Annotated in this window: 28 protein-coding genes; 20 read left to right on the forward strand and 8 right to left on the reverse strand. The window is 62.8% G+C overall.

The window, feature by feature from the left end:
• Positions 1-52 precede the first annotated feature (52 nt).
• Both AB5Y70_RS05310 and AB5Y70_RS05315 read right to left on the reverse strand, forming a co-directional pair.
• Positions 53-493, reverse strand: coding sequence for a GNAT family N-acetyltransferase (locus AB5Y70_RS05310; RefSeq protein ID WP_010675667.1), 441 nt, complete (start codon positions 491-493; stop codon positions 53-55).
• Between the two features lie 140 nt (positions 494-633).
• Positions 634-1,884: a methyl-accepting chemotaxis protein gene (locus AB5Y70_RS05315; RefSeq protein ID WP_010675666.1), complete on the reverse strand. Its 1,251-nt coding sequence runs from the start codon at positions 1,882-1,884 to the stop codon at positions 634-636.
• Positions 1,885-1,984: 100 nt separating this feature from the next.
• Here AB5Y70_RS05315 and AB5Y70_RS05320 point away from each other — a divergent pair, with 100 nt between their 5' ends.
• From AB5Y70_RS05320 to AB5Y70_RS05360, 9 genes are all read left to right on the forward strand, one after another.
• Positions 1,985-2,737 carry a potassium channel family protein gene (locus AB5Y70_RS05320; RefSeq protein ID WP_029314808.1) on the forward strand — a complete coding sequence of 251 codons (753 nt, stop codon included), beginning with the start codon at positions 1,985-1,987 and terminating at the stop codon, positions 2,735-2,737.
• Positions 2,738-2,889: 152 nt separating this feature from the next.
• Positions 2,890-3,495, forward strand: coding sequence for a TIGR04211 family SH3 domain-containing protein (locus tag AB5Y70_RS05325; protein ID WP_010675664.1), 606 nt, complete (start codon positions 2,890-2,892; stop codon positions 3,493-3,495).
• A 165-nt stretch (positions 3,496-3,660) separates the two neighbouring features.
• Complete coding sequence (gene nudC / locus AB5Y70_RS05330; RefSeq protein ID WP_043154835.1) at positions 3,661-4,440, forward strand: NAD(+) diphosphatase; 780 nt, start codon at positions 3,661-3,663, stop codon at positions 4,438-4,440.
• Positions 4,441-4,579: 139 nt separating this feature from the next.
• Positions 4,580-5,647, forward strand: coding sequence for a uroporphyrinogen decarboxylase (gene hemE / locus AB5Y70_RS05335; RefSeq protein ID WP_043154833.1), 1,068 nt, complete (start codon positions 4,580-4,582; stop codon positions 5,645-5,647).
• 151 nt (positions 5,648-5,798) lie between these two features.
• Entirely contained in the window at positions 5,799-6,728 is a 930-nt protein-coding gene (locus tag AB5Y70_RS05340; protein ID WP_043154831.1) for an ROK family protein, read from the forward strand.
• A gap of 50 nt (positions 6,729-6,778) precedes the next feature.
• Positions 6,779-7,789: an erythrose-4-phosphate dehydrogenase gene (gene epd, locus AB5Y70_RS05345; RefSeq protein WP_041211676.1), complete on the forward strand. Its 1,011-nt coding sequence runs from the start codon at positions 6,779-6,781 to the stop codon at positions 7,787-7,789.
• A gap of 66 nt (positions 7,790-7,855) precedes the next feature.
• The gene (locus tag AB5Y70_RS05350; RefSeq protein ID WP_043154829.1) at positions 7,856-9,019 is read left to right on the forward strand and encodes a phosphoglycerate kinase; all 1,164 of its coding nucleotides are present in this window, start codon (positions 7,856-7,858) and stop codon (positions 9,017-9,019) included.
• A gap of 115 nt (positions 9,020-9,134) precedes the next feature.
• On the forward strand, positions 9,135-10,214 hold the full coding sequence (gene fbaA, locus AB5Y70_RS05355) for a class II fructose-bisphosphate aldolase (protein ID WP_010675658.1): 1,080 nt from the start codon (positions 9,135-9,137) through the stop codon (positions 10,212-10,214).
• A gap of 153 nt (positions 10,215-10,367) precedes the next feature.
• Positions 10,368-11,669, forward strand: a complete 1,302-nt coding sequence (locus tag AB5Y70_RS05360) for an FAD-binding oxidoreductase (protein WP_043154827.1) — start codon at positions 10,368-10,370, stop codon at positions 11,667-11,669.
• 18 nt (positions 11,670-11,687) lie between these two features.
• On the opposite strand, the gene AB5Y70_RS05365 is transcribed toward AB5Y70_RS05360, so the two are convergent.
• From AB5Y70_RS05365 to cutA, 3 genes are all read right to left on the reverse strand, one after another.
• The gene (locus AB5Y70_RS05365; RefSeq protein WP_039040544.1) at positions 11,688-12,113 is read right to left on the reverse strand and encodes a hypothetical protein; all 426 of its coding nucleotides are present in this window, start codon (positions 12,111-12,113) and stop codon (positions 11,688-11,690) included.
• Positions 12,114-12,237: 124 nt separating this feature from the next.
• Positions 12,238-14,016, reverse strand: coding sequence for a protein-disulfide reductase DsbD (locus AB5Y70_RS05370; RefSeq protein WP_043154825.1), 1,779 nt, complete (start codon positions 14,014-14,016; stop codon positions 12,238-12,240).
• Complete coding sequence (cutA, locus tag AB5Y70_RS05375) at positions 14,013-14,330, reverse strand: divalent-cation tolerance protein CutA (protein WP_010675653.1); 318 nt, start codon at positions 14,328-14,330, stop codon at positions 14,013-14,015. Before cutA ends, AB5Y70_RS05370 begins: the two co-directional genes overlap by 4 nt.
• Before the next feature lie 183 nt (positions 14,331-14,513).
• Between cutA and AB5Y70_RS05380 the strand changes: the two genes are divergently transcribed.
• Entirely contained in the window at positions 14,514-14,855 is a 342-nt protein-coding gene (locus AB5Y70_RS05380) for a hypothetical protein (RefSeq protein WP_010675652.1), read from the forward strand.
• 70 nt (positions 14,856-14,925) lie between these two features.
• Here the strand turns inward: AB5Y70_RS05380 and AB5Y70_RS05385 are convergent, their stop codons facing one another.
• Positions 14,926-15,363: a PACE efflux transporter gene (locus AB5Y70_RS05385; RefSeq protein ID WP_039040541.1), complete on the reverse strand. Its 438-nt coding sequence runs from the start codon at positions 15,361-15,363 to the stop codon at positions 14,926-14,928.
• Between the two features lie 124 nt (positions 15,364-15,487).
• On the opposite strand from AB5Y70_RS05385, the gene AB5Y70_RS05390 reads away from it, so the two are divergent.
• Positions 15,488-16,369 (forward strand): LysR family transcriptional regulator, encoded by an 882-nt coding sequence (locus AB5Y70_RS05390; protein WP_043154822.1) that lies wholly within the window; start codon positions 15,488-15,490, stop codon positions 16,367-16,369.
• A 7-nt stretch (positions 16,370-16,376) separates the two neighbouring features.
• Here AB5Y70_RS05390 and ygfZ read toward each other — a convergent pair whose 3' ends face one another.
• Entirely contained in the window at positions 16,377-17,288 is a 912-nt protein-coding gene (gene ygfZ / locus AB5Y70_RS05395) for a tRNA-modifying protein YgfZ (protein WP_043154820.1), read from the reverse strand.
• Positions 17,289-17,401: 113 nt separating this feature from the next.
• Between ygfZ and AB5Y70_RS05400 the strand changes: the two genes are divergently transcribed.
• Positions 17,402-17,671 (forward strand): succinate dehydrogenase assembly factor 2, encoded by a 270-nt coding sequence (locus AB5Y70_RS05400; protein ID WP_041213909.1) that lies wholly within the window; start codon positions 17,402-17,404, stop codon positions 17,669-17,671.
• A 58-nt stretch (positions 17,672-17,729) separates the two neighbouring features.
• Complete coding sequence (locus AB5Y70_RS05405) at positions 17,730-18,101, forward strand: protein YgfX (protein ID WP_043154867.1); 372 nt, start codon at positions 17,730-17,732, stop codon at positions 18,099-18,101.
• A gap of 118 nt (positions 18,102-18,219) precedes the next feature.
• On the opposite strand, the gene nadB is transcribed toward AB5Y70_RS05405, so the two are convergent.
• A complete protein-coding gene (gene nadB, locus AB5Y70_RS05410; RefSeq protein ID WP_010675646.1) occupies positions 18,220-19,827 on the reverse strand; it encodes an L-aspartate oxidase in 1,608 nt (535 codons plus the stop codon).
• Positions 19,828-20,008: 181 nt separating this feature from the next.
• Here nadB and rpoE point away from each other — a divergent pair, with 181 nt between their 5' ends.
• The 7 genes from rpoE (at position 20,009) to rnc (ending at position 26,306) form a co-directional block, all read left to right on the forward strand.
• Complete coding sequence (gene rpoE, locus AB5Y70_RS05415) at positions 20,009-20,590, forward strand: RNA polymerase sigma factor RpoE (RefSeq protein ID WP_010675645.1); 582 nt, start codon at positions 20,009-20,011, stop codon at positions 20,588-20,590.
• 22 nt (positions 20,591-20,612) lie between these two features.
• Positions 20,613-21,200: a sigma-E factor negative regulatory protein gene (locus AB5Y70_RS05420; protein WP_043154818.1), complete on the forward strand. Its 588-nt coding sequence runs from the start codon at positions 20,613-20,615 to the stop codon at positions 21,198-21,200.
• Positions 21,201-21,221: 21 nt separating this feature from the next.
• Positions 21,222-22,202 (forward strand): MucB/RseB C-terminal domain-containing protein, encoded by a 981-nt coding sequence (locus tag AB5Y70_RS05425; protein WP_010675643.1) that lies wholly within the window; start codon positions 21,222-21,224, stop codon positions 22,200-22,202.
• Positions 22,203-22,292: 90 nt separating this feature from the next.
• On the forward strand, positions 22,293-22,754 hold the full coding sequence (locus AB5Y70_RS05430; protein ID WP_039040538.1) for a SoxR reducing system RseC family protein: 462 nt from the start codon (positions 22,293-22,295) through the stop codon (positions 22,752-22,754).
• Positions 22,755-22,913: 159 nt separating this feature from the next.
• Entirely contained in the window at positions 22,914-24,707 is a 1,794-nt protein-coding gene (lepA, locus tag AB5Y70_RS05435; RefSeq protein WP_010675641.1) for a translation elongation factor 4, read from the forward strand.
• A gap of 3 nt (positions 24,708-24,710) precedes the next feature.
• Positions 24,711-25,634, forward strand: a complete 924-nt coding sequence (gene lepB, locus AB5Y70_RS05440) for a signal peptidase I (RefSeq protein WP_010675640.1) — start codon at positions 24,711-24,713, stop codon at positions 25,632-25,634.
• A complete protein-coding gene (rnc, locus tag AB5Y70_RS05445; protein ID WP_010675639.1) occupies positions 25,635-26,306 on the forward strand; it encodes a ribonuclease III in 672 nt (223 codons plus the stop codon).
• Positions 26,307-26,317 lie beyond the last annotated feature (11 nt).

The following is a 26,317-nucleotide window of genomic DNA, read 5'->3' on the forward strand; positions in this document are numbered from 1 at the left end:
AGCGCCGCTGCCCGGAAGGTGATCCGGCGACGGATCTGGCGATCGGCCGGGCTCAGGGACGCCGGTAGATCTCGGGGTCGTAGATTTCCATCAGGCTGCCGGGGCTTCTCGGCGGCACAAAACCGAAGCCGGCGTAGAGGCCGTGGGCATCGGAGGTGGCGAGGGAGAGACGGCGCAGCCCTTGCAGCTCCGGGTGGGCGAGGATGGCTGCCACCAGGGCCTTGCTGTGACCGCGCCCGCGATGTTCGGGCAGCACGAAGACGTCGGCGAGATAACCGAAGGTTGCCTTGTCGGTGATGACCCGGGCGAAGGCGACCTGCTGGCCGTCGAGATAGGCTCCGAAGCACAGGGAGTGGTTGATGGCCCGCTGCAGGGTAGCGAGGGGAATGCCGAGGCACCAGTAGGCCTCTTCACTGAGGAAACGGTGAATGAGCGGGACGTCGAGGCGCCCCTTGTCGTCGCTTATCTCAAGCGCACGTTCTGTGGTCTGCATCCTGGCTCCTTGCCGTGATGAAAAAAGAAAGGCCCCTAAGGGGGCCTTCCAGTGTACTCAAATCACGACCTCAGGCCAGCCTGAAGGTTTGACGATGGGCGCCAGCATCAGGCCAGCATCAGGCCAGCATCAGGCCAGCATCAGGCCAGCTTGAAGGCCTGGATATGGCTGTCCAGCGTCTGGCTGTGGTGTTCCACCAGTTCGGAGGCATCTTTCAGCTCCCGCAGCACCACGACGGAGCCTTCCACCACCTGTTTGACCTGCTCCAGGTTGGCATTCATCTCCTCGGCGACCGAGCTCTGCTGCTCGGAGGCGGCGGCGATCTGGCGGTTCATGTCGGCCACTCCTTGCACCCGCTGCACTATGGTGTCGAGCTGGGTACCAGCCTGGGTCACCTGCTCCACCCCCTTGTCCGCCTGCTGCACGCTCTCGGCCATCAGGCCGACGGCCTGGCGGGCGTTGCCCTGAAGCTGCTCGATCATCTTCTGGATCTCGACGGTGGCCGCCTGGGCACGGTTCGCGAGTTCGCGCACCTCGGAGGCGACCACGGCAAAACCGCGACCCGCTTCACCGGCGCGGGCGGCCTCGATGGCGGCGTTCAGGGCCAGCAGGTTGGTCTGCTCGGAGATGCTGCGGATGGTGTCCACCACGGAGCCGATGCGATCGACCCCGTGCTCCACTTCGTTGACCACGGTGGAGGAGCGCTGGATGTTGCCGGAGAGAGTGTCGATGGTGTTGACGGTAGCCGCCACGCAGCGGCTGCCCTCCTCGGCCAGCTGGCTGGTTTCGGCGGTGGCGTGGGACGCCTGCTCCGCGTGGTTGGCCACCTCTCGAATGGCACCGACCATCTGGCTCATGGCGCTGGCAAGCTGCTCAATCTGGGTGAACTCCTCGTTGATGGCCTCGTTCGCCTCATCCATGCAGAGAGTCACCTGGGAGGCGATCTCGTTGAGCTCCTTGCAGGCGGCACGCTGGGTCCCGAACACCTCCTTGAGGTTCTCCTGGGAGTGGGCCACCGCCTTGGCGATGTCGCCGAACTCGTCCCGGGACTTGAGCAGCACGCTGTGGCTGAGATCCTTGTTGGCGAAACGCTCCAGCAGCCCCACCAGGTAGTGGACCTGCTTGACCATGAGGCGGGAGCCGGTGAGCAGCAGCACCACGAAGACGACCCCCATGAGCGCCGTCTCCACCAGCCCGGTCCAGAGCAGGCGATCGGCGATGGTGTTGGCCATGGCGGCATCAATGCCCTCGCTGAGCAGGGTCGCTTCCAGGTTGCTGGCATCGAACCAGAGTTTGGCCAGCAGCAGCAGGGTGCTGAACACCATGAGCAGCACCACCTTGGGCACCAGTCGGATGTTGCTCATGCGCCTCTCCAGCGGGTTCAACTGCATAATTTTTCTCCTTTCAACGTCCATTATTCCTTTGCCGTCATAGCTATCGGCATTATCTTCCTTTTTATTAATTTGCACCGTGCTTAAAGTTGGAAAATGTATGCGACATCACTTAACTCATTTGCGTACCATGGATCTGCTGATGGGGTTTCTCTCCGTGATTTCGGTTTGCCTGGTGGCTGCTCGCTGGCTGGGGCACGGTGAACTGAGCCCCCAGACTTTGCAGCTCTTTTATGATGTCGACAGCCTGATCTGCTACTTCTTCCTCGCTCACTTCGCCTATGGCTGGGCGCGCGCCTCCGACAGGATGGCCTTCTTCAAGAGCAACTGGTTCTATCTGCCCGGCAGCCTGCCCATGGTGGAACAACTACGTTGGGCGCGGCTCATCCAGCTGTGGCGGGTCTACCAGTTGCTCCGGGACAGACCGGATCTGCTGGCCATGTTCCGTCGTGAACGCAACGAAACCACCCTCTCCGGCATTCTCTTCCTCTTCTTCCTGTTGCTGGGGGTCGGCTCCGGCGTCATGTACTGGCTGGAAACGGGGCAACCCGGCAGCCAGATCCAGACTCCTTACGATGCCTTCTGGTGGACGCTGGTGACCCTCTCTACCGTGGGGTACGGGGATCTGGTGCCCAAGACGGAGGAGGGGCGCTTCGTCGCCAGCCTGCTGATCCTCTTTGGAGTGGGGTTGTTTGGCGCCCTCAGCGGCTTCATGGCCAGCCTGTTCGTCCATCCCGGCAAGACCAACGACGACACCGCGGTGTGGCGACGCCAGCAGAGCGAGCAGCAGGCGCAACTGCTCAAAGAGCTCAAGGCCCTGCGCGCTGAGGTACAGGCGCTGAAACAGAAGTAGGTACGACGTCTGGAATGGTCGCGTGGCAAACCGGCGGCGCTGCGAGACAGCTCTCACTCGGGGAGATGGCGCTTTTCTTTGCTTGTCCTTTGACCCGCAGGCGGCTTAACATTCGGCCTGCAACCTAATCCAACGAAGAGAATCGATCGACCATGCGCGCCCTTCTCGGGATCCTGATCTGCTTGTGTGCCCAACAGGCACTGGCCGATACCCGCTATGTTTCAGACAACATCTTTACCTATATCCACAACGGTCCGGGTACCCAGTACCGGATCCTCGGCAGCGTCAAGGCCGGTGAGCCGCTGGAGGTCAAGGCGGTGAACCAGGAGGCCGGATTCACCCAGGTGGTGGACGGTCGTGGCCGCGAGGGCTGGATCAAGAACAGCGAGCTGCAGGGGGAGATCAGCCTGCGTGAACGCCTTCCCCAGGTTCAGAAAGAGCTGGACGAAGCCAAGGCCCGTCTGCTGAACCTCAATGGCGACAACGAGAAACGCTTCGCCGAGAAGGATGGCAAGATCGCCGAGCAGAGCAAGGAGATCGCCAGCCTCAAAGCCCGTCTGGACAGCCAGAGCGCCGAGATGAGCAGCCTCAAGGAACAGAACGACGCCCTGACCCAGAGCTATGACAACCGTGAGCACGACATGCAGATGGACTGGTTCATCCGCGGTGGTGCCATGGTGGGGGGCGGCATCCTGCTCGGGATCCTCCTGCCCATGCTCCCGCGCCGTCGCAAGAGCAGCGAGCGCTGGATGAACTGATCGCCCGGGCGGTCAACAGGATGAAAGGTCGCCAGAGGCGGCCTTTTTTCATGGTGTGTCTGGCGAGAAGAGGGCCATGTCGGGGGTCGCCATCGGCCCTTCCCGCTCGTAAGATGAGGCGAACGATCCTGTGCCGCGCGCATTCTCAACAAGAGCCTTCATCATATGTCATCAACTGAACAGGCCTTCTGGTTCGTGCTGGGGGGCGATCACCTCGTCCTGCTGGATGAACAGGGGCGCATTCCACAAGGGCCCCGTGCCGTTTTGCCCACCCATCTGCACACCGCCCCCTTCGAGCGCTTCGACGAGTGGGACGGCCTGCCTTGCCATCTGCTGGATCTGGGGGGCGAGGCGGAGACCGGGGCCATGGCCCCGCTGCGCCAGCTCATGGTGGCGGGGGACGAAGAGGGCTTTCGCCTCGCAGGGCGGGCCTGGCAGCTCGCCACTTTTCGCCGTACCCATCGTTTCTGCGGTGAGTGCGGCGCCCCCATGACCCCGAGGGAAGGGGAGTGGGCCCAGGGGTGTCATCACGGCCATGTCGTCTATCCGCGCATCTCCCCCTGCATCATCGTCGCGGTGCGCAAGGGGCCGGCCATCTTGCTGGCAGCCCACCGCCGTCACTATCAGGCGGATGATCCCATGTATACCGTGCTGGCCGGCTTCGTGGAGGCGGGGGAGAATCTGGAGCAGTGCGTGGCGCGGGAGGTGTTCGAGGAGAGCGGCATCCGGGTGACCAATGTGCGTTACGTGGCGAGCCAGCCCTGGCCCTTCCCCCACAGCCTGATGATGGGCTTCACCGCCGACTACGAGAGCGGCGAGATCCGGGTGCAGGATGACGAACTGGTGGCGGCAGGCTTCTTTGAGGCTGACCGGCTGCCGCGCTTGCCCCCTCATGGCACCATAGCGCGCCGGCTCATCGAACAGTGCCTCGCCGAGGCGCGTTGAGGGAAAACAGGGGCGCTTGTATGCGCCCCCTCACATCTTTGCACTCCTGCGGCGATGTGCGGCGTCAGGGGCGCCCTCAGCCTTGCACAAAGTGGTATCATGTCCGCCATTTTATGCGTGACATGACTCAGGAACTGGGATGAAAGAGCTGAAAAACGATCGATACCTGCGTGCCCTGCTGCGCCAGGAAGTGGACATGACCCCGGTATGGATGATGCGTCAGGCTGGCCGTTATCTGCCGGAATACAAGGCGACCCGCGCCGTTGCGGGGGATTTCATGTCCCTGTGTCGCAACGCCGAGCTGGCCTGTGAAGTCACCTTGCAGCCCCTGCGCCGCTATCCACTCGATGCCGCCATTCTCTTCTCCGACATCCTGACCGTGCCCGATGCCATGGGGCTGGGCCTCTACTTCGAACAGGGGGAAGGCCCGCGCTTCGAGCGCCCGATCACCTCCATGGCCGACGTGCAGGCCCTGCCCATCCCGGATCCGGAAGACGAGCTCGGCTACGTGATGAATGCGGTGCGCACCATCCGCCGCGAGCTCAAGGGCGACGTGCCGCTTATCGGCTTCTCCGGCAGCCCCTGGACCCTGGCCACCTACATGGTGGAGGGGGGCAGCTCCAAGGCCTTCACCAAGATCAAGAAGATGATGTATGCAGAGCCGCAGACCCTGCATCTGCTGCTCGACAAGCTGGCGGACAGCGTGATTAGCTATCTCAACGCCCAGATCAGGGCGGGTGCCCAGGCGGTCATGGTATTCGACACCTGGGGCGGCGTGCTCACCCCGCGCGATTACCGCGACTTCTCCCTGCAGTACATGCACAAGATCGTCGATGGCCTGATCCGTGAACATGAGGGCCGCCGTGTGCCGGTCACCCTGTTCACCAAGAACGGCGGCCAGTGGCTGGAGCAGATCGCCGCCACCGGCTGTGATGCCCTGGGGCTGGACTGGACCACCGACATCGCGGACGCCAAACGCCGGGTCGGCGACAAGGTGGCGCTGCAAGGCAACATGGACCCCTCCATGCTCTACGCCACCCCGGAGCGGATCCGCGAAGAGGTCGCCACCATTCTGGCCGGTTTCGGTCATGGCAACGGTCATGTCTTCAACCTGGGGCACGGCATCCATCAGGATGTGGACCCGGAACATGCCGGCGTGTTCGTCAACGCGGTGCATGAGCTCTCCGCCCGGTACCACGGTCGCTGAGCGCGGCAAACAGCGTGATGAACGGGGCCTGCGGGCCCCGTTTTGCTGTCCGTGACACAGGGGGCTGCATCCTGGTTGCGGCTCGGGTTACACTGCACCCCCATGTTGGCAGTCGTGGCCGGGATGGGGTCGTTGAGGGGCAGGAGGCTGGATGGAGAAGCAGGCGTGGGATTGGGGGATCGACCTTGGCGGGACCAAGTGCGAGTGCGTGGTGCTCGATGGCGACGAGGTGTTGCTGCGCCACCGCATTCCCACTGAACGGCACGGCGGCTACCAGCACATGCTGGGCCAGATCGCCAAACTGGTGGACGAGTGTGCCGCCAAACTCGGTCAGCGTCCTGCACTCATCGGCATGGGGACGCCGGGGGCCCGGGACCCCCAGACCGGGCTGCTGAAAAACAGCAACACCACCGAGTTCAACGGCAAGCCGCTCAAGGAAGATCTGGAGCGCAGGCTGGGCGTCCCCGTGCTCATCGCCAACGACGCCAACTGTTTCGCCCTGGCGGAAACCCATCTGGGGGCGGTGCGCCAGCAGCATCCCGATGCAAAAGTGGTGTTTGGCATCATCATGGGCACCGGGGTCGGGGCCGGCATCGTCATCAACGGCCAGATCCTCAACGGTCACCACGGCATCGCCGGGGAGTGGGGGCACAACGTCCTGTTGCCGGAGGGGCCAGAGTGCTACTGCGGCAAGCGCGGCTGCGTCGAAACCCTCATCAGCGGCCCGGCGCTGGAGGCCTGGTACGAGGCCAGGACCAAACGCCGTCTCTCGCTCGCCCAGATTGCTGCGGCCAGTGCCCATGATCACGTCGCCAGGCTCACCATGGACAGGTTGCACCTGCTGTTCGGCCAGGCCCTCGCCAACGTGATCAATATTCTCGATCCGGACGTCATCGTCATCGGTGGCGGCGTGGGCAATGTGCAGAGCCTCTATCGCGCCGGGCGCGAAACGGTATTGCCCTTCCTGTTCAACCCCCGTTTCGCCACCCCCATGATAGCGCCGGCCCTGGGGGACAGCGCCGGGGTATTCGGTGCCGCACTGCTGGCCCGCGGCGTCTTTCGCGAGGCACTGCTCTCGTGAGTCGCCCCTTCCTCCCATCCCTTTGTCGCAGCTAAGGACACAACGTTTCCATGATCAAGATTGCCATCAACGGCTATGGCCGCATCGGCCGCAACGTGCTGCGGGCCCTCTACGAGAGCGGCCGCGACAAGACTATCAAGATAGTGGCCATCAACGAGCTGGCGGCCCCCGAGGCCATGGTGCACCTGACCCGCTTCGACACCAGCCACGGTCGCTTCCGCTATCCGGTGCAACTGGCGGGCAACAGCATGCAGGTGGGGGAGGATCTCATCGCCCTGTTTGCCGAGCGGGATCCGTCGAACTTGCCGTGGCGGGCGCTGGGGGTGGACGTGGTGCTGGACTGCACCGGGGTGTTCGGCTCCCGGGCCGATGCCGAGCTGCATCTGGGGGCGGGAGCGGGCAAGGTGCTCTTCTCCCATCCGGCGGACGCGGACGTGGACGCCACCATCGTCTACGGGGTCAACCACCAGGTGCTGACCGGGCGGGAGCGGATCGTCTCCAACGCCTCCTGCACCACCAACTGCGTGGTCCCCGTCATCGAAACATTGCATCGAGAATTCGAGATAAATTGTGGTACTATTACGACAATTCATTCGGCCATGCACGATCAGCAAGTCATCGATGCCTATCACGGCGACTTGCGCAGAACCCGGGCAGCCAGCCAGTCCATCATCCCGGTGGACACCAAGCTGGCAAAGGGGTTGGAACGTATCCTTCCCCACTTTGCCGGCAAGTTCGAGGCGATCGCGGTACGGGTACCGACCATCAATGTAACCGCCATGGATCTGAGCATTACTGTTCGTAAAAAAGTGACAGTTAGTGACGTAAATCAAGCCCTGCAACGGGCATCCAGAGGTACATTACACGGTATTCTGGACTACACGGAAGAGCCACTGGTCTCCGTAGACTTTAATCATGATGCACACTCCTGCATCATTGATGGTACCCAGACCCGGGTCAGCGATGCCAACCTCGTCAAGATGTTGATGTGGTGCGATAACGAATGGGGCTTCGCCAACCGCATGCTGGATACCACCCGGGCCATGATGGCCGCAGGCTGAAAGTCTGCACCGGGCGCAAGGTTACTGTTTTTTTAACATTACCTGAAAATATATAGAGGACTGAATATGTCTGTTATCAAGATGACCGACCTGGATCTGGCGGGCAAACGCGTTCTGATCCGTGCTGACCTGAACGTGCCGGTAAAAGACGGCAAGGTCACTTCCGATGCACGTATCGTTGCGACTCTGCCGACCATCAAGCTGGCTCTGGAAAAGGGCGCCAAGCTGATGATCACCTCCCACCTGGGTCGTCCGACCGAGGGTGAATACAACGAAGAATTCTCCCTGGCTCCGGTTGTCAACTATCTGAAAGACGCACTGTCCTGCCCGGTTCGTCTGGCCAAAGACTACCTGGATGGCGTAGACGTCGCCGCCGGTGAGCTGGTTGTGCTGGAAAACTGCCGCTTCAACAAAGGCGAGAAGAAGAACACCGAAGAGCTGGCCAAAAAATACGCCTCCCTGTGTGACGTCTTTGTAATGGATGCGTTCGGTACTGCTCACCGCGCCGAAGGTTCTACCTACGGTGTGGCCCAGTTCGCGCCGGTTGCCTGTGCAGGCCCCCTGCTGGCCGGTGAACTGGAAGCCCTGGGCAAAGCCATGCTGAAGCCCGAGCGCCCCATGGTTGCCATCGTGGGCGGCTCCAAGGTCTCCACCAAGCTGACCGTACTCGAATCCCTCTCCAAGATCGCTGACCAGCTGGTGGTCGGTGGTGGCATCGCCAACACCTTCATCGCTGCTGCCGGTCACAACGTCGGCAAGTCCCTGTGCGAGCACGATCTGATCGACACCGCCAAGAAACTGGCTGCCGAAACCAACATTCCGGTGACCACCGACGTGGTTGTGGGTGCCGAGTTCTCCGAATCCACCACGGCCACCATCAAGTCCGTGTCCGACGTGACTGACGGCGACATGATCTTCGACATCGGTCCGGATTCCGCCAAGGCCCTGGCCGACATCATCATGAACGCCAAGACCATCCTGTGGAACGGCCCGGTCGGCGTGTTCGAGTTCGACCAGTTCGCTGAAGGCACCAAGGTGATCGCCGAAGCCATCGCCGCTTCCCCGGCCTTCTCCATCGCTGGCGGTGGTGACACCCTGGCTGCCATCGACAAGTTCGGCATCGCCGACAAGGTCTCCTACATCTCCACCGGCGGCGGCGCCTTCCTGGAGTTCGTAGAAGGCAAGGTACTGCCGGCTGTCGCGATTCTCGAAGAGCGCGCCAAAGCCTAATTGACCCGGGACGGGGGGCAAAAGCCTCCCGTTTCGTTTATCATGTGGCCGCTGTGCCGGTTCATGATGAACCCCCCACTTTTTATTAACGGCATACGAGACAGGACGATTAAACATGTCTAAGAAAATTTTCGACTTCGTAAAACCCGGCGTGATCACTGGTGATGACGTTCAGAAAGTGTTCGCCATCGCCAAGGAAAACGGCTTCGCTCTGCCGGCCGTCAACTGCGTCGGTACCGACTCCGTGAACGCCGTGCTGGAAGCTGCCGCCAAGGTCAAAGCCCCGGTTATCGTACAGTTCTCCAACGGTGGTGCCGTGTTCACCGCCGGCAAGGGTCTGAAGCTGGAAGGCCAGCAAGCTGCCATCCTGGGTGCCATCTCCGGTGCCAAGCACGTGCACGCCGTTGCCGAAGCCTACGGTGTTCCCGTGATCCTGCACACCGACCACGCTGCCAAGAAGCTGCTGCCGTGGATCGACGGCCTGCTGGACGCCGGTGAGAAGCACTTTGCCGAAACCGGCAAGCCGCTGTTCTCCTCCCACATGCTGGATCTGTCCGAAGAGTCTCTGGAAGAGAACATCGACATCTGCTGCGAGTACCTGACCCGCATGGCCAAGATGAACATGACTCTGGAGCTGGAACTGGGCTGCACCGGCGGTGAAGAAGACGGCGTGGACAACAGCCACCTGGACCAATCCTCCCTGTACACCCAGCCGGAAGACGTGGCCTACGCCTACGAGCGTCTGTCCAAGATCAGCCCGCGCTTCACCATCGCTGCCTCCTTCGGCAACGTGCACGGTGTATACAAGCCGGGTAACGTCAAGCTGACTCCGAAGATCCTGGACAACTCCCAGAAGTACGTCTCCGAGAAGTTCGGTCTGCCTGCCAAGTCCCTGGACTTCGTGTTCCACGGTGGCTCCGGCTCTACCCTGGAAGAGATCCGCGAATCCATCTCCTACGGCGTGGTGAAGATGAACATCGACACCGACACCCAGTGGGCGACCTGGGAAGGCGTGCTGAACTTCTACAAGTCCAACGAAGCCTACCTGCAAGGCCAGCTGGGCAACCCGGAAGGTGCCGACAAGCCGAACAAGAAGTTCTACGATCCGCGCGTATGGCTGCGTGCCGGTCAGACTTCCATGATCGCGCGTCTGGAGAAGGCCTTCTCCGACCTGAATGCCATCGACGTACTGTAATTCGCAGCACCTTGATTGCATGAAAAGGCGCCCTTCGGGGCGCCTTTTGCATTTCTGTGATCCTGACGGGCTGGATTGGGGATGGGGGGCTGGGTATTATCGATGACACCCGTTTAATTTAGTAAACGAATGCAACCAGGCAGGATGCTGAGCATGCAGACAGGAAGACAGGGACATCAGGAACACACGGCCTCCTATTACGCGGCCACTCGCAACGACCATCGGCAGTGGCCCGAGCTCAGTGGTGAGCTGGATGCGGACGTCTGCGTCATTGGTGGCGGTTTCACCGGCCTCAACACCGCCATCAATCTGGCCGATGCCGGTTACAAGGTGGTGCTGCTGGAGGCCAACCGCATCGGCTGGGGAGCGTCGGGGCGCAACGGCGGCCAGCTGATCCGCGGCATCGGCCACGATACCAGCCAGTTTGCCCGCTGGATTGGCGAGGCGGGCGTGCGGGAGCTGGATCTCATGGGGATCGAAGCGGTACAGCTGGTGCGCGAGCGGGTCGAGCGCTTCAATATCGAGTGCGATCTCACCTGGGGCTATTGCGATCTCGCCACCAAGGCGCGCCACCTGAAGGGGTTCGAGGAGGATGCCGAGCACCTGGCGAGCCTGGGTTACCGGCCCGCACTGAAAATGGTGGCACGGGAGGAGATGCACACCGTGGTCGGGTCGGATCGCTATATCGGCGGGATGATCGACATGGGCTCCGGTCACCTGCATCCTCTCAACCTTGCCCTCGGCGAAGCGCGTGCGGCAGCCAGTCTCGGGGTCTCCCTGTTCGAACACTCAAGGGTGACCCACATCGATTACGGCGAGCGGGTCGAGGTGACCACGGCCCACGGCCGGGTCAGCGCGGACTACCTGGTGATCGGCTGCAACGCTTACCTGGGCGACCTCCAGCCCGATCTCGGGGGCAAGGTGCTGCCAGCGGGCTCCTACATTCTCGCCACCCAGGTGCTGGAAAAGCGCCTGCGCCAGCGCTTGCTGCCACAGAACATGGCGGTGTGCGATCAGAACGTGGCGCTCGACTACTATCGGCTGTCGGCGGACGGTCGCCTGCTGTTTGGCGGGGCCTGCAACTACTCGGGCCGTGACCCCCGCGACATCAAGGCCTTCATGCTGCCCAAGCTGCTGCGGGTCTTCCCCGAGCTCGCGGGTACCGCCATCGAGTTCCAGTGGGGGGGCATGATAGGCATAGGCGCCAACCGGCTGCCCCAGATAGGCCGCCTCGAGCAGCATCCCAACGTCTTCTATGCCCAGGCCTATTCGGGCCATGGCCTCAATGCCACCCACATGGCGGGCAAGCTGGTGGCGGAGGCGATCAAGGGGGAGAGCCGGGGCTTCGATCTCTTCAGCCGCGTCCCTCACATGACCTTCCCGGGTGGCCCGGCGTTGCGCTCTCCGTTGCTGGCGCTCGGGATGCTCTGGTATCGGCTGAAGGATCTGCTCTAGGGGGAGGGGGGCTCGGGATTATCCCTGCTGCGTCGCGTCTGGCTCGGCCAGGCGCCAGCCCTGCTCCGTCTTCATCATCCAGACCTGGGTCTCCTGCGCCAGGGCCTGGCCTGCCTCGAAGTCGCCATATTTGCGCTCGAGCTCCATCAGCCCCATCTCCTGCTGGAAGGGGCCGACCCTGTCATAGACGAGATCCTCGTCGTGCAGCACCTGCAACTGATCCAGTCCCTGCTTGAAGTGGAGCTGGTAGCTCACCTTGACCAGATAGACCCCCTCCATCCGCTCCTCCTTGCCGAGCACGGCGAAGTCGCGGATGTCGAACAGGTCAGCATCTGTGCCCGCCTGCAACCTGGCGGTGACCTGGCTCTGGATGGTCTCTTCACCGGGACCTGCGTTGCAGCCATAAAGCCAGAGGGCCAGCAGGGGGATGAACCACTTTTTCATCAAAACTCCGGACGAACGAGACGGGAAAGGGCAAATTCTGCCACGGCGTCGGTCATATACAAGGGATTGCCGGAAAAATGGCGGTCAAACCGGGGGCCCACACGGTTGCACGGGCCACCCGGTATCAGCGCAGCTTGTCCAGCTGGCCGAGAAATTCGACAGGCCCCATGAAGCCGGTCACCCGCTGGCCGTTCACCTCGTTGCCATCGCGATCGAAGAAGAGGAGGGTCGGCAATCCCAGCACGTTGAGGCCGTTGAGCAGATCCACGTCGGCGTCGTCGTTGGCGGTGACGTCCGCCTGCAGCAGCACCATCTCGCTGAAGCGCGCCTGCACATCGGGGTCGCTGAAGGTCTTGTGCTCGAACTCCTTGCAGGCCACGCACCAGTCGGCGTAGAGATCCAGCAGCACCGGCTTGCCGCGGGCGGCGGCGAGCTGCACCTTGAGATCGTCCAGGGTCTTGATGCGAATGAAGCGGGGGGCCTGGGTCTGGGCGGCGGCATTGGCCCCCTCGGGTGGCAGCAGCAGATCCTTGCCCACCACCACAAGGCCCATCATCGCCAGCAGCAGGACGAAGCCGCCGAGGCTCTTGCCCACCGAATGGGCGCGATGCTGGTTGTGGTGATAGAGATAACCGCACAGCACCAGCCCCCAGCCGAGCCAGAGCAGGGTGGCGACGAGGTCGCTCAGGAGCCTTGAGAGCAGCAGGATGGGCACCGCCAGCAGCGCAAAACCGAAGAGTTGCTTTATCACATCCATCCAGGCGCCGGCCCTGGGCAGCAGCTTGCCGCCAGAGGTGCCGAGCAAGAGCAGCGGCAGCCCCATGCCCAGGGAGAGGGCATAGAGGGCCGCACCGCCGAGCCAGAGGTCGCCACTCTGGGCCACGTAGATGAGGGCCCCGGAGAGCGGCGCCGTGGTGCAGGGGGAGCAGACCAGTCCCGAGATCATGCCCATGATGGCGACGCCGGCCACGGATCCGCCCTGCTGGCGGTTGGAGAAGCCCGAGAGACGGGTTTGCAGGCTGCTCGGCAGTTGCAGGGTGTAGAGCCCGAACATGGAGAGGGCGAGCAGCACGAACATCACCGAGAGGCCGATGAGCACATAGGGGTGCTGCAGGGCCGCCTGGAATTGCAGGCCCGCCGAGGCGACGACGAGCCCGAGCAGGGTATAGGTGACCGCCATCCCCTGCACATAGACAAAGGAGAGCAGGAAGGCGCGACGGGTGGAGAGGCGATGCCCGGCCCCGGCGATGATCCCGGTCAGGATGGGATACATGGGGAAGACGCAGGGGGTGAAGGCGAGGCCGAGACCCAGGGCGAAGAAGGCGGCGACGCTGATCCAGAACCCCTGGCTGCCGAGGGCGGCCGCCAGCCTGTCCTGCTGGCTGCCCGGCCCGTCGGTGCCCTGAAGGCTGGCCGCCGCTTCCGCCCGGGCGGGGGCGGCGAGGGGCTCGACGGCGATCCGCTTGTCGGTGGGTGGGTAGCAGAGTCCCTCGGTGCAGCCCTGGTAACTCAGGGTGAGGCTGGCCGCGTCCCCGACCCGGGTCAGCGCCACGGGGATCTGCACCTCCTGGTAATAGACCCGGCTCTTGCCGAAGAAGTCATCCTCGTGCTCGGTGCCGGGGGGTAGGACGGGCTCGTCGAAGGCGAGGTTCTCTCCCTTCACACGGATGCTGTGGCGATAGAGGTAGTAGCCGTCGGCGATGCGTATCCGGAGCAGCAGCCGATCACCCTGTTGTTCGCTCTCGAGGGCGAAGGCCTGATCCACCTTGAGGAATCGGGGCTGGGTCTCGATGCCGAGGCTGCCGAGCAGATCCTGGCTGCTGGCCCGGGCGGGGGCCGTCGTCAGGACGCAGAGCAGGCCCAGCAGCATCAGCAGGAAAGGGAGGGGGCGAGAGGCGGTCATGAGGTCTCCTGTGTCAACCAGTCGAGATAGGCAGGGTGGCCCTGGCTTGCCGGGAGCGCCAGGATCTCCGGTACCTCGTAGGGATGGTGGGCGAGAATGCACTGGCGCAGGGGTTCGAACAGAGCGGCCCGACTCTTGATGACGAGCTGGATCTCCCGGGTTCGCTCCGTCTTGCCCTGCCAGCGATAGACGGAGGTGACCCCGGGCAGCTGGTTGATGCAGGCGGCGAGGCGCTGGTCGAGCAGCTGCTCGCAGAGGCGGTCTGCACTGGTCTCGTCGGGGCAGGTGCAGAGCACCAGAATGGCGTCGGTCATAGGGATGGACGGTCTCGGCAATGGGGCGCACGGGCCCCCTGGATCAGCCGTTACTATACCGGGCCGGGGGGCAAATAGCACCCGGCCCCCCGCACCCGGAATAAGTCATGCGCCCGAGATGGACGCTGTGAAAAGGACAGGGCAGAATGAGCGGGCTTGTTCCAATTCTACGTAAGGAAATGTATGACCCAACAGAATGAGCAGCAGAGAAACCGCATGTTGAGCCTGTTGCGTGAAGGGGAGCGCCGCATGCTGGTGCAACTGGCCGGTCTGCTGCGTACCAGTGTCGACGAGATCAATGCGGAGCTGGAAAAAGAGGAGCTGTTGTCGGCGTTGGAGCAACCCATCACGGTGGAGTACCTCAACGGCGTGGTGCAGCATCATCTGTTCGAGCGCCTGCACAAGGGGGACATGGTGGCGGCCCAGCGCATGCTGAACCAGTACCAGAGCGACCTCGAAGCCATGATGCGCCAGGAAACCAGGCAGGACGATACCCCGCCGGAAGAGGTCAAGGCACAGGCCTGACCCCGCGAGGCCCTCTTCAGCACCATCATGCCATCGCATGATGGTGCCTCGCCCTTACCCCTCGAATCGCTTATCCCAGTGCCTTCTGCACCTGTCCCATGGGAATGGGGAACACCTTGTCGTAACTCCAGTTGTAGACGAAGGCATAGACCAGGTAGAAGAGCACGAAGCCCATATCCAGCACCAGCGCCTCCAGCAGGCCGATGTCGAGCCACCAGGACATCACCGGCAGAGCCACGATCAGCAGGCCCCCCTCGAACCCCAGGGTGTGCAGCACCCGCTGCCACAGCGCCTTGTGGGTGTGGCCCTGATAGCGCAGCAGCAGCTTGTCCACCCCGATGTTGTAGACATAGTTCCAGACGGTGGCGACCACCGAGAAGAACAGGGCCAGGGGGCCCATGTGGTTGAGCCCGACGCCGGTCACCCAGCTGGCCAGCGGGGCGGCGATCAGCAGGCCAATCAATTCGAAGCCGATGGCGTGGCGCAGGCGGTCACGGGTCGTACGCATGGTCTGTCTCTCTCTTTGGTCAGGGAATGGCGGCAATGTATCGCCAAAACCGGATAGATTCACGTTGGTATCTATCGCTAAAATAGATAGATGTGACGACACAACAGCACGGCGGAGCAGGCTCATGACCCCTTCACTGGAACACTTCAAGGCATTGCTGGCGACGGCCGAGACCGGGTCGTTCTCGGCGGCTGCGCGCAGGCTGGGCAAGGCCCAGTCGGTGGTGAGTGCTGCCATCGCCAACCTGGAGATCGATCTCGGCCTTGCGTTGTTCGATCGCAGCGGCCGCTATCCCGTGCTGACCGAGGCGGGTGCCCGCATCTGTCAGGAGGCAGGGGTGCTGCTGGCCCAGAGCGAGCGACTGCAGGCCATTGCCGGCGAGCTGGCCAACGGCGTCGAGTCGCGCCTCACCCTGGCTATCGACGATGACTCCCACCTGCCCTGGCTTGGCTCCCTGCTGGAGGAGTTCGCCAACCGTTACCCGGCGGTGGAGCTGGAGCTGTTGTTCCCGCTGATGGAGGACGTGACCGAGCTGCTCAAGAGCGGCCGTGCCCAGCTCGGCATCAGCTATCAGAAGGCGCACCCCGAGCGGGAGCTGGTCTCCCGCTCCCTGGGGACGGTCACCATGCCCCTGGTGGTCTCTCCGGATCACCCCCTGGCCCACAAGACGCCGTTGAAGGAGAGCGACCTGCAAGGGGCTCGCCAGTTGATGGTGACCGGACGGCGGGAGGGGACGGAGCGCCATCGCTTCCGCCTCTCGGCGCAAGTGTGGTGGGTGGAGGGGGATCTCGGGATCTTGGAGCTGGTGAAACTGGGGCTGGGATGGGCGGCGGTGCCCGAGTTTCTGCTGCACCGGCCCCTGGCGCGGGGGGAGCTGGTGGTGCTCAAGCCGGACTTCATCGCCGAGGCGGAACTGGCGCTGGAGTTGCAGTGGTATCGCGCCCGCCCGCTCGGGCAGGCGGGGCGCTGGTTGCAGGAGGCACTGCTGGCGCGGGTGCCTCGCTAGGGGGGATTCAGTCGATCAACGCATAGGGCAGGGGTTGCAGACCGAGGCTGGAGCCCTCTTCCAGCTTGAGGCGGAAGCGGGCGTCGGCCTCGGTGTCCTTGGGCAGCACGGCGGTGAGCCACACCTGACCCTGCTGCTGCCAGGCGTTGAGCACCAGACCGCTGCGGCGCCAGTTGTCACCGAGCTGGATCTCCAGGGTGTCACCGCTGGCTACCTGCGTTGCGGCAGTGCCGCTCAGCACGAAGAGGGCGCGGTTGTTGGCGCCGCGATACTTGGCGCGCGCCACCGTCTCCTGCCCCATGTAGCAGCCCTTGTTGAAGCTGATGCCATCAAGGGCTTGCAGGTTCAGCATCTGGGGGATGTATTCCCCCTGGTGGACCGCTTCCAGATGGGGGAGACCGGCTTTGATTTCCAGCCCCCACCAGAGTCCTTCGTCGCCCACCGGCAGGTTCAGGGCCTGCGGGGATGTGGTCGCCAGCAGCCAGCGGTCCGCCTCCACCCTGACTACCATGCCGCCCTCCACCAGACCGGTGCCGGTCAGCGCGAAGTGCTGTGCCATCCAGTCGTCCGTCCCCTGACCGGCCAGTCCGGTCAGGCTGCCCTGAAACTCGCCGATCTCGACCTTGGCAAAGATCGCAAACTTCTTGAGCTCCGGCAGCTGGCGGGCCAGCACTGACGGCTTGGTCAACATCAGCAGGCTGTCTTCCAGGCAGAGCAGGCGAAAATCGCTCCACAGCTTGCCCTTGGGATCGCAGTGGCCGCCGAGGGTGCTCTGACCCGGTTGCAGGGCGTTGACGTCGCAGGTGACCTGACCTTGCAGATACTTGGCGCGATCCGGGCCGCCGAGGCGGGTGATGGCCAGGTTGGTCAGGGAAAACAGGGTCGGCTCGGCAGGAAGAAGAGGGGTCGGCAGGCTCACGATGGGATTCCAGAGACAGAAAGTATGTGACCTGCATGGTAAAGACGTAAGGAATGTTTGTCAGCCGGAAAATCCTGCTGCTACCATTCCCCGGTCTTTGTAAGGAGAGTTCCATGTTGAACCCAAGTGAGAAGTCCCGCCTGAAGTGGGCCTGCCGTCGCGGCATGCTCGAGCTGGATGTGATCTTTATGCCCTTCTTTGAGCACGAGTTCGATGGCCTCGGCGAGGCCGAACAGCGCACCTTCATCCGCCTGCTGGAGTGCGAGGATCCCGAGCTGTTCCGCTGGTGCATGGGTCACGGCGTGCCCGAGGATCCCGATTTTGCCGCCATGATCCCCCTGATCCTCGAGCGCAATCAGGCCCGCCACGACAGCCTGCGCTGAGCCCGACTCGCGACCGCCACCCCTCATGGCCAGCCTCGCGTCTCCCCAGCGGGCAGTGATGCCCGTGATCGCCTCCCGCCAGCAGCGTCTGCTGCTGTGCATCCTGTTTCTGTTGCTGCTCTTGCCCGTCGCCAGCCTGATCCAGGGCTGGCAATGGGGGCTGTTCCTCCCTGTCTGGGGGCTGAGTCTGTGGCGCGCGTTGCGCCGCCATCCGGCGGCGAGCGGCGTGCTCGTCTGGGATGGGGAGTGGCTCGAGTGGCAAGGGGCGCGCCATCGGCTGGATCCCCGCAGCCGCATCCTGCCCGGGGTGCTCTGGTTGCGGCTGAAGACGGTGGAGGGCTCCGAGGGGCAGCTCTGGCTCTTCTCCGATGCCCTGGCCCCTGCACACTACCGCGCCCTGGCCCGCGCCATCCACCTCGCTGTCCGCTAGGGGCGTCTCTCTACCTGCTACATCTGCCGCTCATAGCAGATGACCCCGCCTGGGCGGGGTCATCTGGGGGAGGGCATACGCCCGAATCGAACGCAACGGCCTTATTCCAGATCCGGCGTCATTCCCGATCCGGGGTCAGCACGGTTGGCTTGGAGTCCGGCTGCATGTCCGGATAATCCAGGTTGTAGTGCAAACCGCGAGACTCCTTGCGCTCCAGGGCGCAGTTGACGATGAGCTCGGCCACCTGCAACAGGTTGCGCAGCTCCAGCAGGTTGTTGGAGACCCGGAAGTTGGCGTAGTACTCCTGCACCTCCTGCTTGAGCAGATCGATGCGACGCTTGGCCCGGGCCAGGCGCTTGTTGGTGCGCACTATGCCCACGTAGTCCCACATCATCAGCCGCAGCTCGTGCCAGTTGTGCTGGATCACCACCTGCTCGTCCGAGTCATCCACCTGGCTCTCGTCCCAGGCCGGCAGGCTGGGGGGCGCCACGCTGGTGGGCAGCTTGGCCAGGATGTCGGCTCCCGCCTGGTGGGCATAGACCACGCATTCGAGCAGGGAGTTGGAGGCCATGCGATTGGCGCCGTGCAACCCGGTATAGGTCACCTCGCCGATGGCATAGAGGCCGGGGATGTCGGTCTGGCCGTTGTTGTCGATCATCACGCCGCCACAGGTGTAGTGGGCCGCCGGGACGATGGGCATCGCCTCCCTGGTGATGTCGATACCGACCGCGAGGCAGCGCTCATAAATGGTCGGGAAGTGCTTGATGATGAAATCCGCCGGCTTGTGGCTGATGTCCAGATACATGCAATCCGCCCCGAGGCGCTTCATCTCGTGGTCGATGGCGCGGGCGACGATGTCCCGCGGGGCCAGCTCGGCCCGCTCGTCAAACTCCGGCATGAAGCGGCTGCCGTCGGGACGGCGCAGGTAGGCCCCTTCGCCACGCAGCGCTTCGGTCAGCAGGAAGTTGGGGTCGTCAGGGTGGAACAGGCTGGTGGGGTGGAACTGGTTGAACTCCAGGTTCGCCACCCGGCAGCCGGCGCGCCATGCCATGGCGATGCCGTCGCCAGAGCTGACGTCCGGGTTGGAGGTGTACTGGTACACCTTGGAGGCCCCGCCGGTGGCCAGCGCCACGAAGCGGGCGCGGATCACCTCGACCTGCTCGGCGTTGCGATTCCAGACATAGGCTCCCAATACCTTGTTGCCCGGCAGACCCAGCTTGCGGGTGGTGATGAGATCGACCGCGTTGAAGCGCTCCATCAGCTGGATGTTGGGGTGGGCGCGCACCTGGTCGATCAGGGTGAGCTGCACCGCCTTGCCGGTGGCGTCGGCCGCGTGGAAGATGCGGCGATGGCTGTGACCCCCTTCCCGGGTCAGGTGATAGTGGGATTCCCCCTCGGCATCCTCTTCCTGATCGAAGGGGACCCCTTGCTGAATGAGCCACTGGATGGAGTCGCGGGCGTTGCGGGCGGTGAACTCCACCACCGCCGGGTCGCACAACCCGGCGCCGGCGTTGAGCGTGTCGCTCACGTGGGATTCGATGCTGTCGGTCTCGTCGAACACGGCAGCGATGCCTCCTTGCGCATAGAGAGTGGCCCCCTCACTGATGGGCCCCTTGCTCAGAACCAGGACTTTGGCCTGGTCTGCCAATCGCAACGCGAGGGACAGACCGGCGGCACCGCTGCCAATGATGAGTACGTCGCAAAGGTATTCAACACTTGCTTTCATAAGTATCATTGGCCTGGATTAAGAACTGGCCCCATGGTAGCCCAAGGGGGGTTGTGATGCAGCCCGCATCACATTTTTTTCAATGCAAGCGAACTTTCCCTGATTCCTCCTGTCTGAACTTGTGCGCTTAGAAGGGGCCGGAAAAGAAAAACGATAACCTGATGGGGGTTTTACGGCTCTGATGAGCGACCAGAATCTACTGGACGAACAGCTGGTTGAACGGGTCCAGCGTGGCGATAAAAATGCATTCAACCTGTTGGTACGCAAGTACCAGCACAAGGTGGTCAACCTGGTGGCCAGGTATGTCAACAATCCGGGCGATGTACCGGATGTGGCGCAGGAGGCATTCATCAAGGCCTACCGTGCGTTGCCGACATTCCGTGGCGAGAGCGCGTTTTACACCTGGTTGTACCGGATTGCCGTCAACACGGCCAAAAACTACCTGACGTCACAGGGGCGCAGACCGCCCAGCAGTGATGTCGAAGCGGACGAGGCTGAATATTATGGTGGTGGTGAAGCCCTGCAAGAGGTGGCCACCCCGGAAAACCTGGCGCTGACCGACGAGATCAAGCGTACCGTGTTTACCGCCATAGAAGCCTTGCCAGAAGATTTGAGAACGGCGATCACCCTTCGTGAAATGGAAGGGCTGAGCTACGAGGAGATTGCGGAGATCATGGATTGTCCGGTGGGTACGGTGAGATCCCGCATCTTCCGGGCGAGGGAAGCAATCGATAAAAAGCTGCAACCTCTGATCGAGCATTAACTGGGGAAAGACAGGCAAACTTATGGCAAATAAAGAGCAACTTTCAGCCCTGATGGATGGCGACCTTAGCGAAATCGAGGTACTGAACGAGCTGGGAACGGATCCCGCTCTGCAGGATACCTGGTCGCGTTACCATCTGATCGGTGATGCCATGCGGGGTGACCTGCCGGTCAATCTGCAACTGGATCTCAGCGACAGCATCATGCTGGCGCTGGAGGATGAACCCGCCATACTGGCGCCCAAGCCGGCACAGCCTGCTGCGCCCCAGGTGCAGCCCGCCGGCAAGGTGATCCCCTTCGTTCGCCGCTTTGGCCAGCAAGTGGGGCAGTATGCCATTGCCGCCTCCGTGGCTGCCGCCGTCATCTTCGGCGTGCAGCAGTACCAGGGCAAGGATGGTGTACCGGCCAGTCCGGTGCTCAATACCATACCCGTGGGTGGCAGTGCTGCGCCGGTGAGCGTGCACTATCCCCAGGATGGCAGCCGGACCGGTGTGCGTCAGCAAGGTCTGAGCGAGCAGCAGATGCAGGAGCAGCGCGAGCGCATCAATGCCTTCCTGCGCGACCATCAACTGCAACAGCGTCTGCTGCAAGACAAGCAGATTCAGGAATAACGCATTTTTAGGGATCAGATCGTGCGCCAGTCCAGCCGTATCCTGCTGGCCTCTCTCCTGTTGATTTGTGCCAAGGCCTCGGCCGACGATCTGTCGGCCGAGGCCTTGTTGCAGCAGATGCAGAGTGCCGTTTCGCAACAAAACTTCGAATTGTCCATGGTCAAGGCCCGCCAGGGGCGCCTCGAGCCTATCCGTTTCAGCCACGGGATCATCGATGGCAAGGAGGTGGCTCACCTGAGCTATCTCGACGGCAAGGCCGTGGAGTTCCTGCAACGCCAGAACGAATACACCTTCTTCGAAAACACCCATGAACCCTACACCCTCAAGGGGGCGCGTTTCCCCGGGGTCTGGTCGAGCCTGGTGAGGATGCCGCTGCCCCGGGTGATGGAGAGTTATGACCCCGTGCTGGCGGGCCGCAGCCGGGTGGCCGGCCTGGTGGCACAAGTGGTACGGCTGGTGCCCAAGGAGGCGGACAAGTACGGCTTCGTGCTCTGGATTGACGAACAGAGCCATCTGCTGCTGCGGGTGGACATGGTGGATCGGGAAGGAAATCTGGTGGAGCAGGTGCTGGGGGTGGATCTGGACAGGCAATCTGCGCCGGCCCCCTGGCTGGTCACCCTGGCACGCAGCAAGCTGCCGGATGCGCTGGCGCTGGAAGATGCCTATCCCGCTCCCCAGCAGACCCTTAACTGGCACCTGACCTGGTTGCCCGATGGCTTCAAGGTGCTCTCTCAGGATCGGCATCAGCTGGTCAGCACCAGTCTGCCGGTGGATTACATGATGCTCTCCGACGGGCTGGTGGATCTCTCCGTCTACGTTTCCCGGGTCGATCCCAAGCAGGCGGTGCGCCAGCAGTTGATTCGCCAGGGGGCCACCTCGCTGGTGAGCTTCGTCAACGAGGTCGGGGTAGAGATCACCGTGGTGGGCGAGGTGCCCGCCGAAACCGCCAAGCGCATCGCCGAGGCCGTGCAGCCGCTGGCCCGCAACGAGGCGGTGCAGTGAGTCTTTGCCGTGAGACTTGCCCTGAGGGTGCCGCCGTGCTGAGATCCGGTGCATCCACCGCCCCCTGTGAGGAGTCATCAGGTGAGTAACATGAGTGAAGAGCTGGCCACAGTAGTGGCCATCGACGGCAATCACGCCTGGGTGGAGTGCGAGCGGCGATCCGCCTGCAGCGGTTGCCACCAACAATCCAGCTGCGGGACCGGCACCGTCGCCAAGGCCTTTCCCATGAAGGCGCAGCGGCTGCGGGTCGCCCTCACCGGCGATGTAGCGGTGGGCCAGCAGATCCGCCTGGGCATCCCTCAGGCCAGCATCCTGCGCGGTGCGGCCCTGGTGTACGTGCTGCCGCTCTTCTGTCTGCTGCTGGGCGCCCTGCTCGGCCAGCTCTGGCTGGTGCCGCTCTTGTCGGCGGGAGAGGGGGTGACCATCCTCTGCTGTCTGCTGGGCGGCGCCATCGGATTTTTACTGGTTCGTTACTTTTCTGACCGGCTCGAGCAGGGGGAATACGGTCCCCGCATGCTCGGGGTGGTGCTCAATACCCGTCATCTCTCTTGAGGGGCCTGGTCTGGCGGAGGGCATCCAGGTGCCCAACGCCCGCCAGACAAGGCGCTATTTGTGGGGCCCGCCGACTAAAGATTGGCCGTCGACCGGGTTATCCAGTAAAATCCTGCCCTCATATCCGACCCTAACTTAATTTTGAGTGATTCTTGCTCGATGAAACACATTCGTAACTTTTCGATTATTGCGCACATCGACCACGGTAAGTCGACCCTGTCGGACCGTTTGATCCAGACTTGCGGCGGCCTGTCCGATCGCGAGATGCAGGCCCAGGTGCTGGACTCCATGGATCTGGAGCGCGAGCGCGGCATTACCATCAAGGCACAGAGTGTGACCCTGAACTACCAGGCACAAGACGGTAACACCTATCAGCTGAACTTTATCGACACCCCGGGCCACGTGGATTTCTCCTACGAGGTTTCTCGCTCCCTGGCTGCCTGTGAAGGGGCACTGCTGGTGGTGGATGCCGGTCAGGGGGTTGAGGCACAGACTCTGGCCAACTGCTACACCGCCATGGAAATGGATCTGGAAGTGGTGCCGGTGCTGAACAAGATTGACCTGCCGGCCGCAGAGCCCGAGCGGGTTGCCGAGGAGATCGAGGACATTGTCGGCATCGACGCGGTGGACGCGGTGCGCTGCTCCGCCAAGACCGGCCTCGGTGTCGATCTGGTGCTGGAAGAGATCGTCGCCAAGATCCCGTCCCCAGAAGGGGATCCGGAGGCGCCGCTGCAGGCGCTGATCATCGACTCCTGGTTCGACTCCTACCTCGGGGTCGTGTCGCTCGTGCGGATCAAGAACGGTTCCCTGAAGAAGAACGACAAGATCAAGGTGATGAGCACCGGTCAGGTGTGGGGTGTGGATCGCATCGGTATCTTCACGCCGAAGCAGGTGGACACCGACGGCCTGGGTTGTGGCGAGGTAGGTTGGGTCGTCTGCGGCATCAAGGACATCCACGGTGCGCCGGTGGGGGATACCCTGACCCTGGCCAAGCACGGTGCCGAGAAGGCGCTGGCCGGCTTCAAGAAGGTGAAGCCCCAGGTCTATGCGGGCCTGTTCCCCATCTCCAGCGATGACTACGAGTCCTTCCGCGATGCGCTGGAGAAGCTCTCCCTCAACGATGCCTCCCTGTTCTACGAACCGGAGAGCTCCACGGCGCTGGGCTTCGGCTTCCGCTGCGGCTTCCTCGGGATGCTGCACATGGAGATCATCCAGGAGCGTCTGGAGCGTGAATACGATCTGGATCTCATCACCACCGCACCGACCGTGGTCTACGAGATCGAGCTGAACGATGGCTCCACCATCCACATCGACAGCCCGGCCCAGATGCCCGCCATCAACAACATCAAGGAGATGCGCGAGCCCATCGCCGAGTGCCACATCCTGCTGCCGCAGGAGTACATGGGCAACGTCATCACCCTCTGCATCGAGAAGCGCGGCGTACAGACCAACATGGTCTACCACGGCAAGCAGGTGGCGCTGACCTACGAGATCCCGATGGCGGAAGTGGTGCTCGACTTCTTCGACCGTCTGAAGTCCACCAGTCGCGGCTACGCCTCCCTGGACTACGGCTTCAAGCGTTTCGAAACCTCCGACATGGTCCGTCTGGACATCATGATCAACGGCGAGCGGGTCGACGCCCTGGCCATCATCACCCACAAGGAGAACGCCCAGTATCGCGGTCGCCAGGTGGTGGAGAAGATGCGCGAGCTGATCCCGCGCCAGATGTTCGACATCGCCATCCAGGCCGCCATCGGCAACCAGATCATCGCCCGCAGCACCGTCAAGGCATTGCGTAAAGACGTCACCGCCAAGTGCTACGGTGGTGACGTGAGCCGGAAGAAGAAGCTGTTGAACAAGCAGAAAGAAGGCAAGAAGCGGATGAAGTCTCTGGGCCGTGTGGACGTGCCGCAAGAGGCCTTCCTCGCCATTCTCCACGTCGGAAAGGATTAATCGATGGCAAGCACCTTTTCCCTGATCCTCGTCGTCGTCACCCTGCTGACCGGCATCATCTGGACGCTCGACAAGCTGGTCTGGGCCAAGCAGCGGGCGGCCAAGATTGCCGCCGCCCGTGCCAATGCCGGTCCGGATGTGGACGAGAAGACACTGGCCAAGGTGGCCCCCATGCCGGTCTGGATCGAACAGACCGGCGGGGTTTTCCCGGTGATCGCGCTGGTGCTGATCCTGCGCTCCTTCATCTTCGAGCCGTTCCAGATCCCGTCCGGCTCCATGATGCCGACCCTGCTGGTGGGCGACTTCATCCTGGTGGAGAAGTTTGCCTACGGCCTCAAGGACCCGGTGACCAACACCAAGTTCCTCGAGACCGGTGAGCCGAAGCGCGGTGATGTGGTGGTCTTCAAGTATCCGCTGGATACCCGGGTGGACTACATCAAGCGGGTGGTCGGCATGCCCGGCGATCGGGTCATCTATCGCAACAAGGAGCTGATGATCCGGCCCAAGTGCGATGAGCAGGAAGGGAAAACGTGCCCTGGCTTCCAGAAGCTGGACGTCAAGTTCGAGCAGCGCGGCGAGTTCAGCCAGATGGGGATCCCGCTGGATCGCTACACCGAACAGCTGGGTGATGTCTCCCACGAGACCTTGCGCAACCCGCTGATGCCGGACCTGGTGGACCGCTACTATCGCCAGCCCGGCACCTACCCCGACGAGTGGGTGGTGCCGGAAGGCCACTATTTCGTGATGGGTGACAACCGCGACAACAGCACCGACAGCCGTTTCTGGGGCTTCGTGCCCGAGCAGAACCTGGTGGGCAAGGCGGTCGCCATCTGGATCAGTTTCGAATTCGAGCGCGAGGAAGGATCCAGCTTGCCGAGCTGGGTGCCGACCGGTGTGCGCTTCAACCGCATTGGCGGAATCAAGTAAATGAATATCAAGATGAACAGACTGCAGTCCCGTCTCGGGCATGTCTTTCAGGATCCTGAGCTGCTGACCCGGGCACTGACCCATCGCAGCGCAGGGTCCCGTCACAACGAGCGCCTGGAATTTCTGGGGGACTCCATCCTGAGTCTGGTGATTGCCGATGACCTCTTCCACCGCTTCCCGCAGGCGGCGGAAGGGGATCTCAGCCGGATGCGCGCCACCCTGGTGCGCGAGAAGACGCTGGCCGAGCTGGGCCGGGAATTCGACCTCGGGGATCACCTGATCCTGGGGCCGGGGGAGCTGAAAAGCGGCGGTTTTCGCCGCGAGTCCATCCTGGCCGACACCGTCGAGGCGGTGATCGGCGCCATCTATCTGGACACGGATCTGGAGCGGGTGCGCAGCCTCCTGCTCGGCTGGTATGCCAGCCGCCTTGGCGAGATCAAGCCCGGGATCGAACAGAAGGATCCCAAGACCCGTCTGCAAGAGATCCTGCAGGGAAGCCGCAAATCCCTGCCGACCTACACGGTGACCAACGTCAAGGGCGAGGCCCACAACCAGGAGTTCACCGTCCAGTGCGAAGTGGATGGGCTGGATGGCCCCCTGGTCGGGATCGGCTCCAGCCGCCGCAAGGCCGAACAGGCCGCGGCGCAGCAAGCACTGGAACGGCTGTCATGAGCACCATGACG

This window comes from Aeromonas sp. s1(2024) (genome assembly GCF_040908005.1).
GTDB lineage: Bacteria > Pseudomonadota > Gammaproteobacteria > Enterobacterales > Aeromonadaceae > Aeromonas > Aeromonas caviae.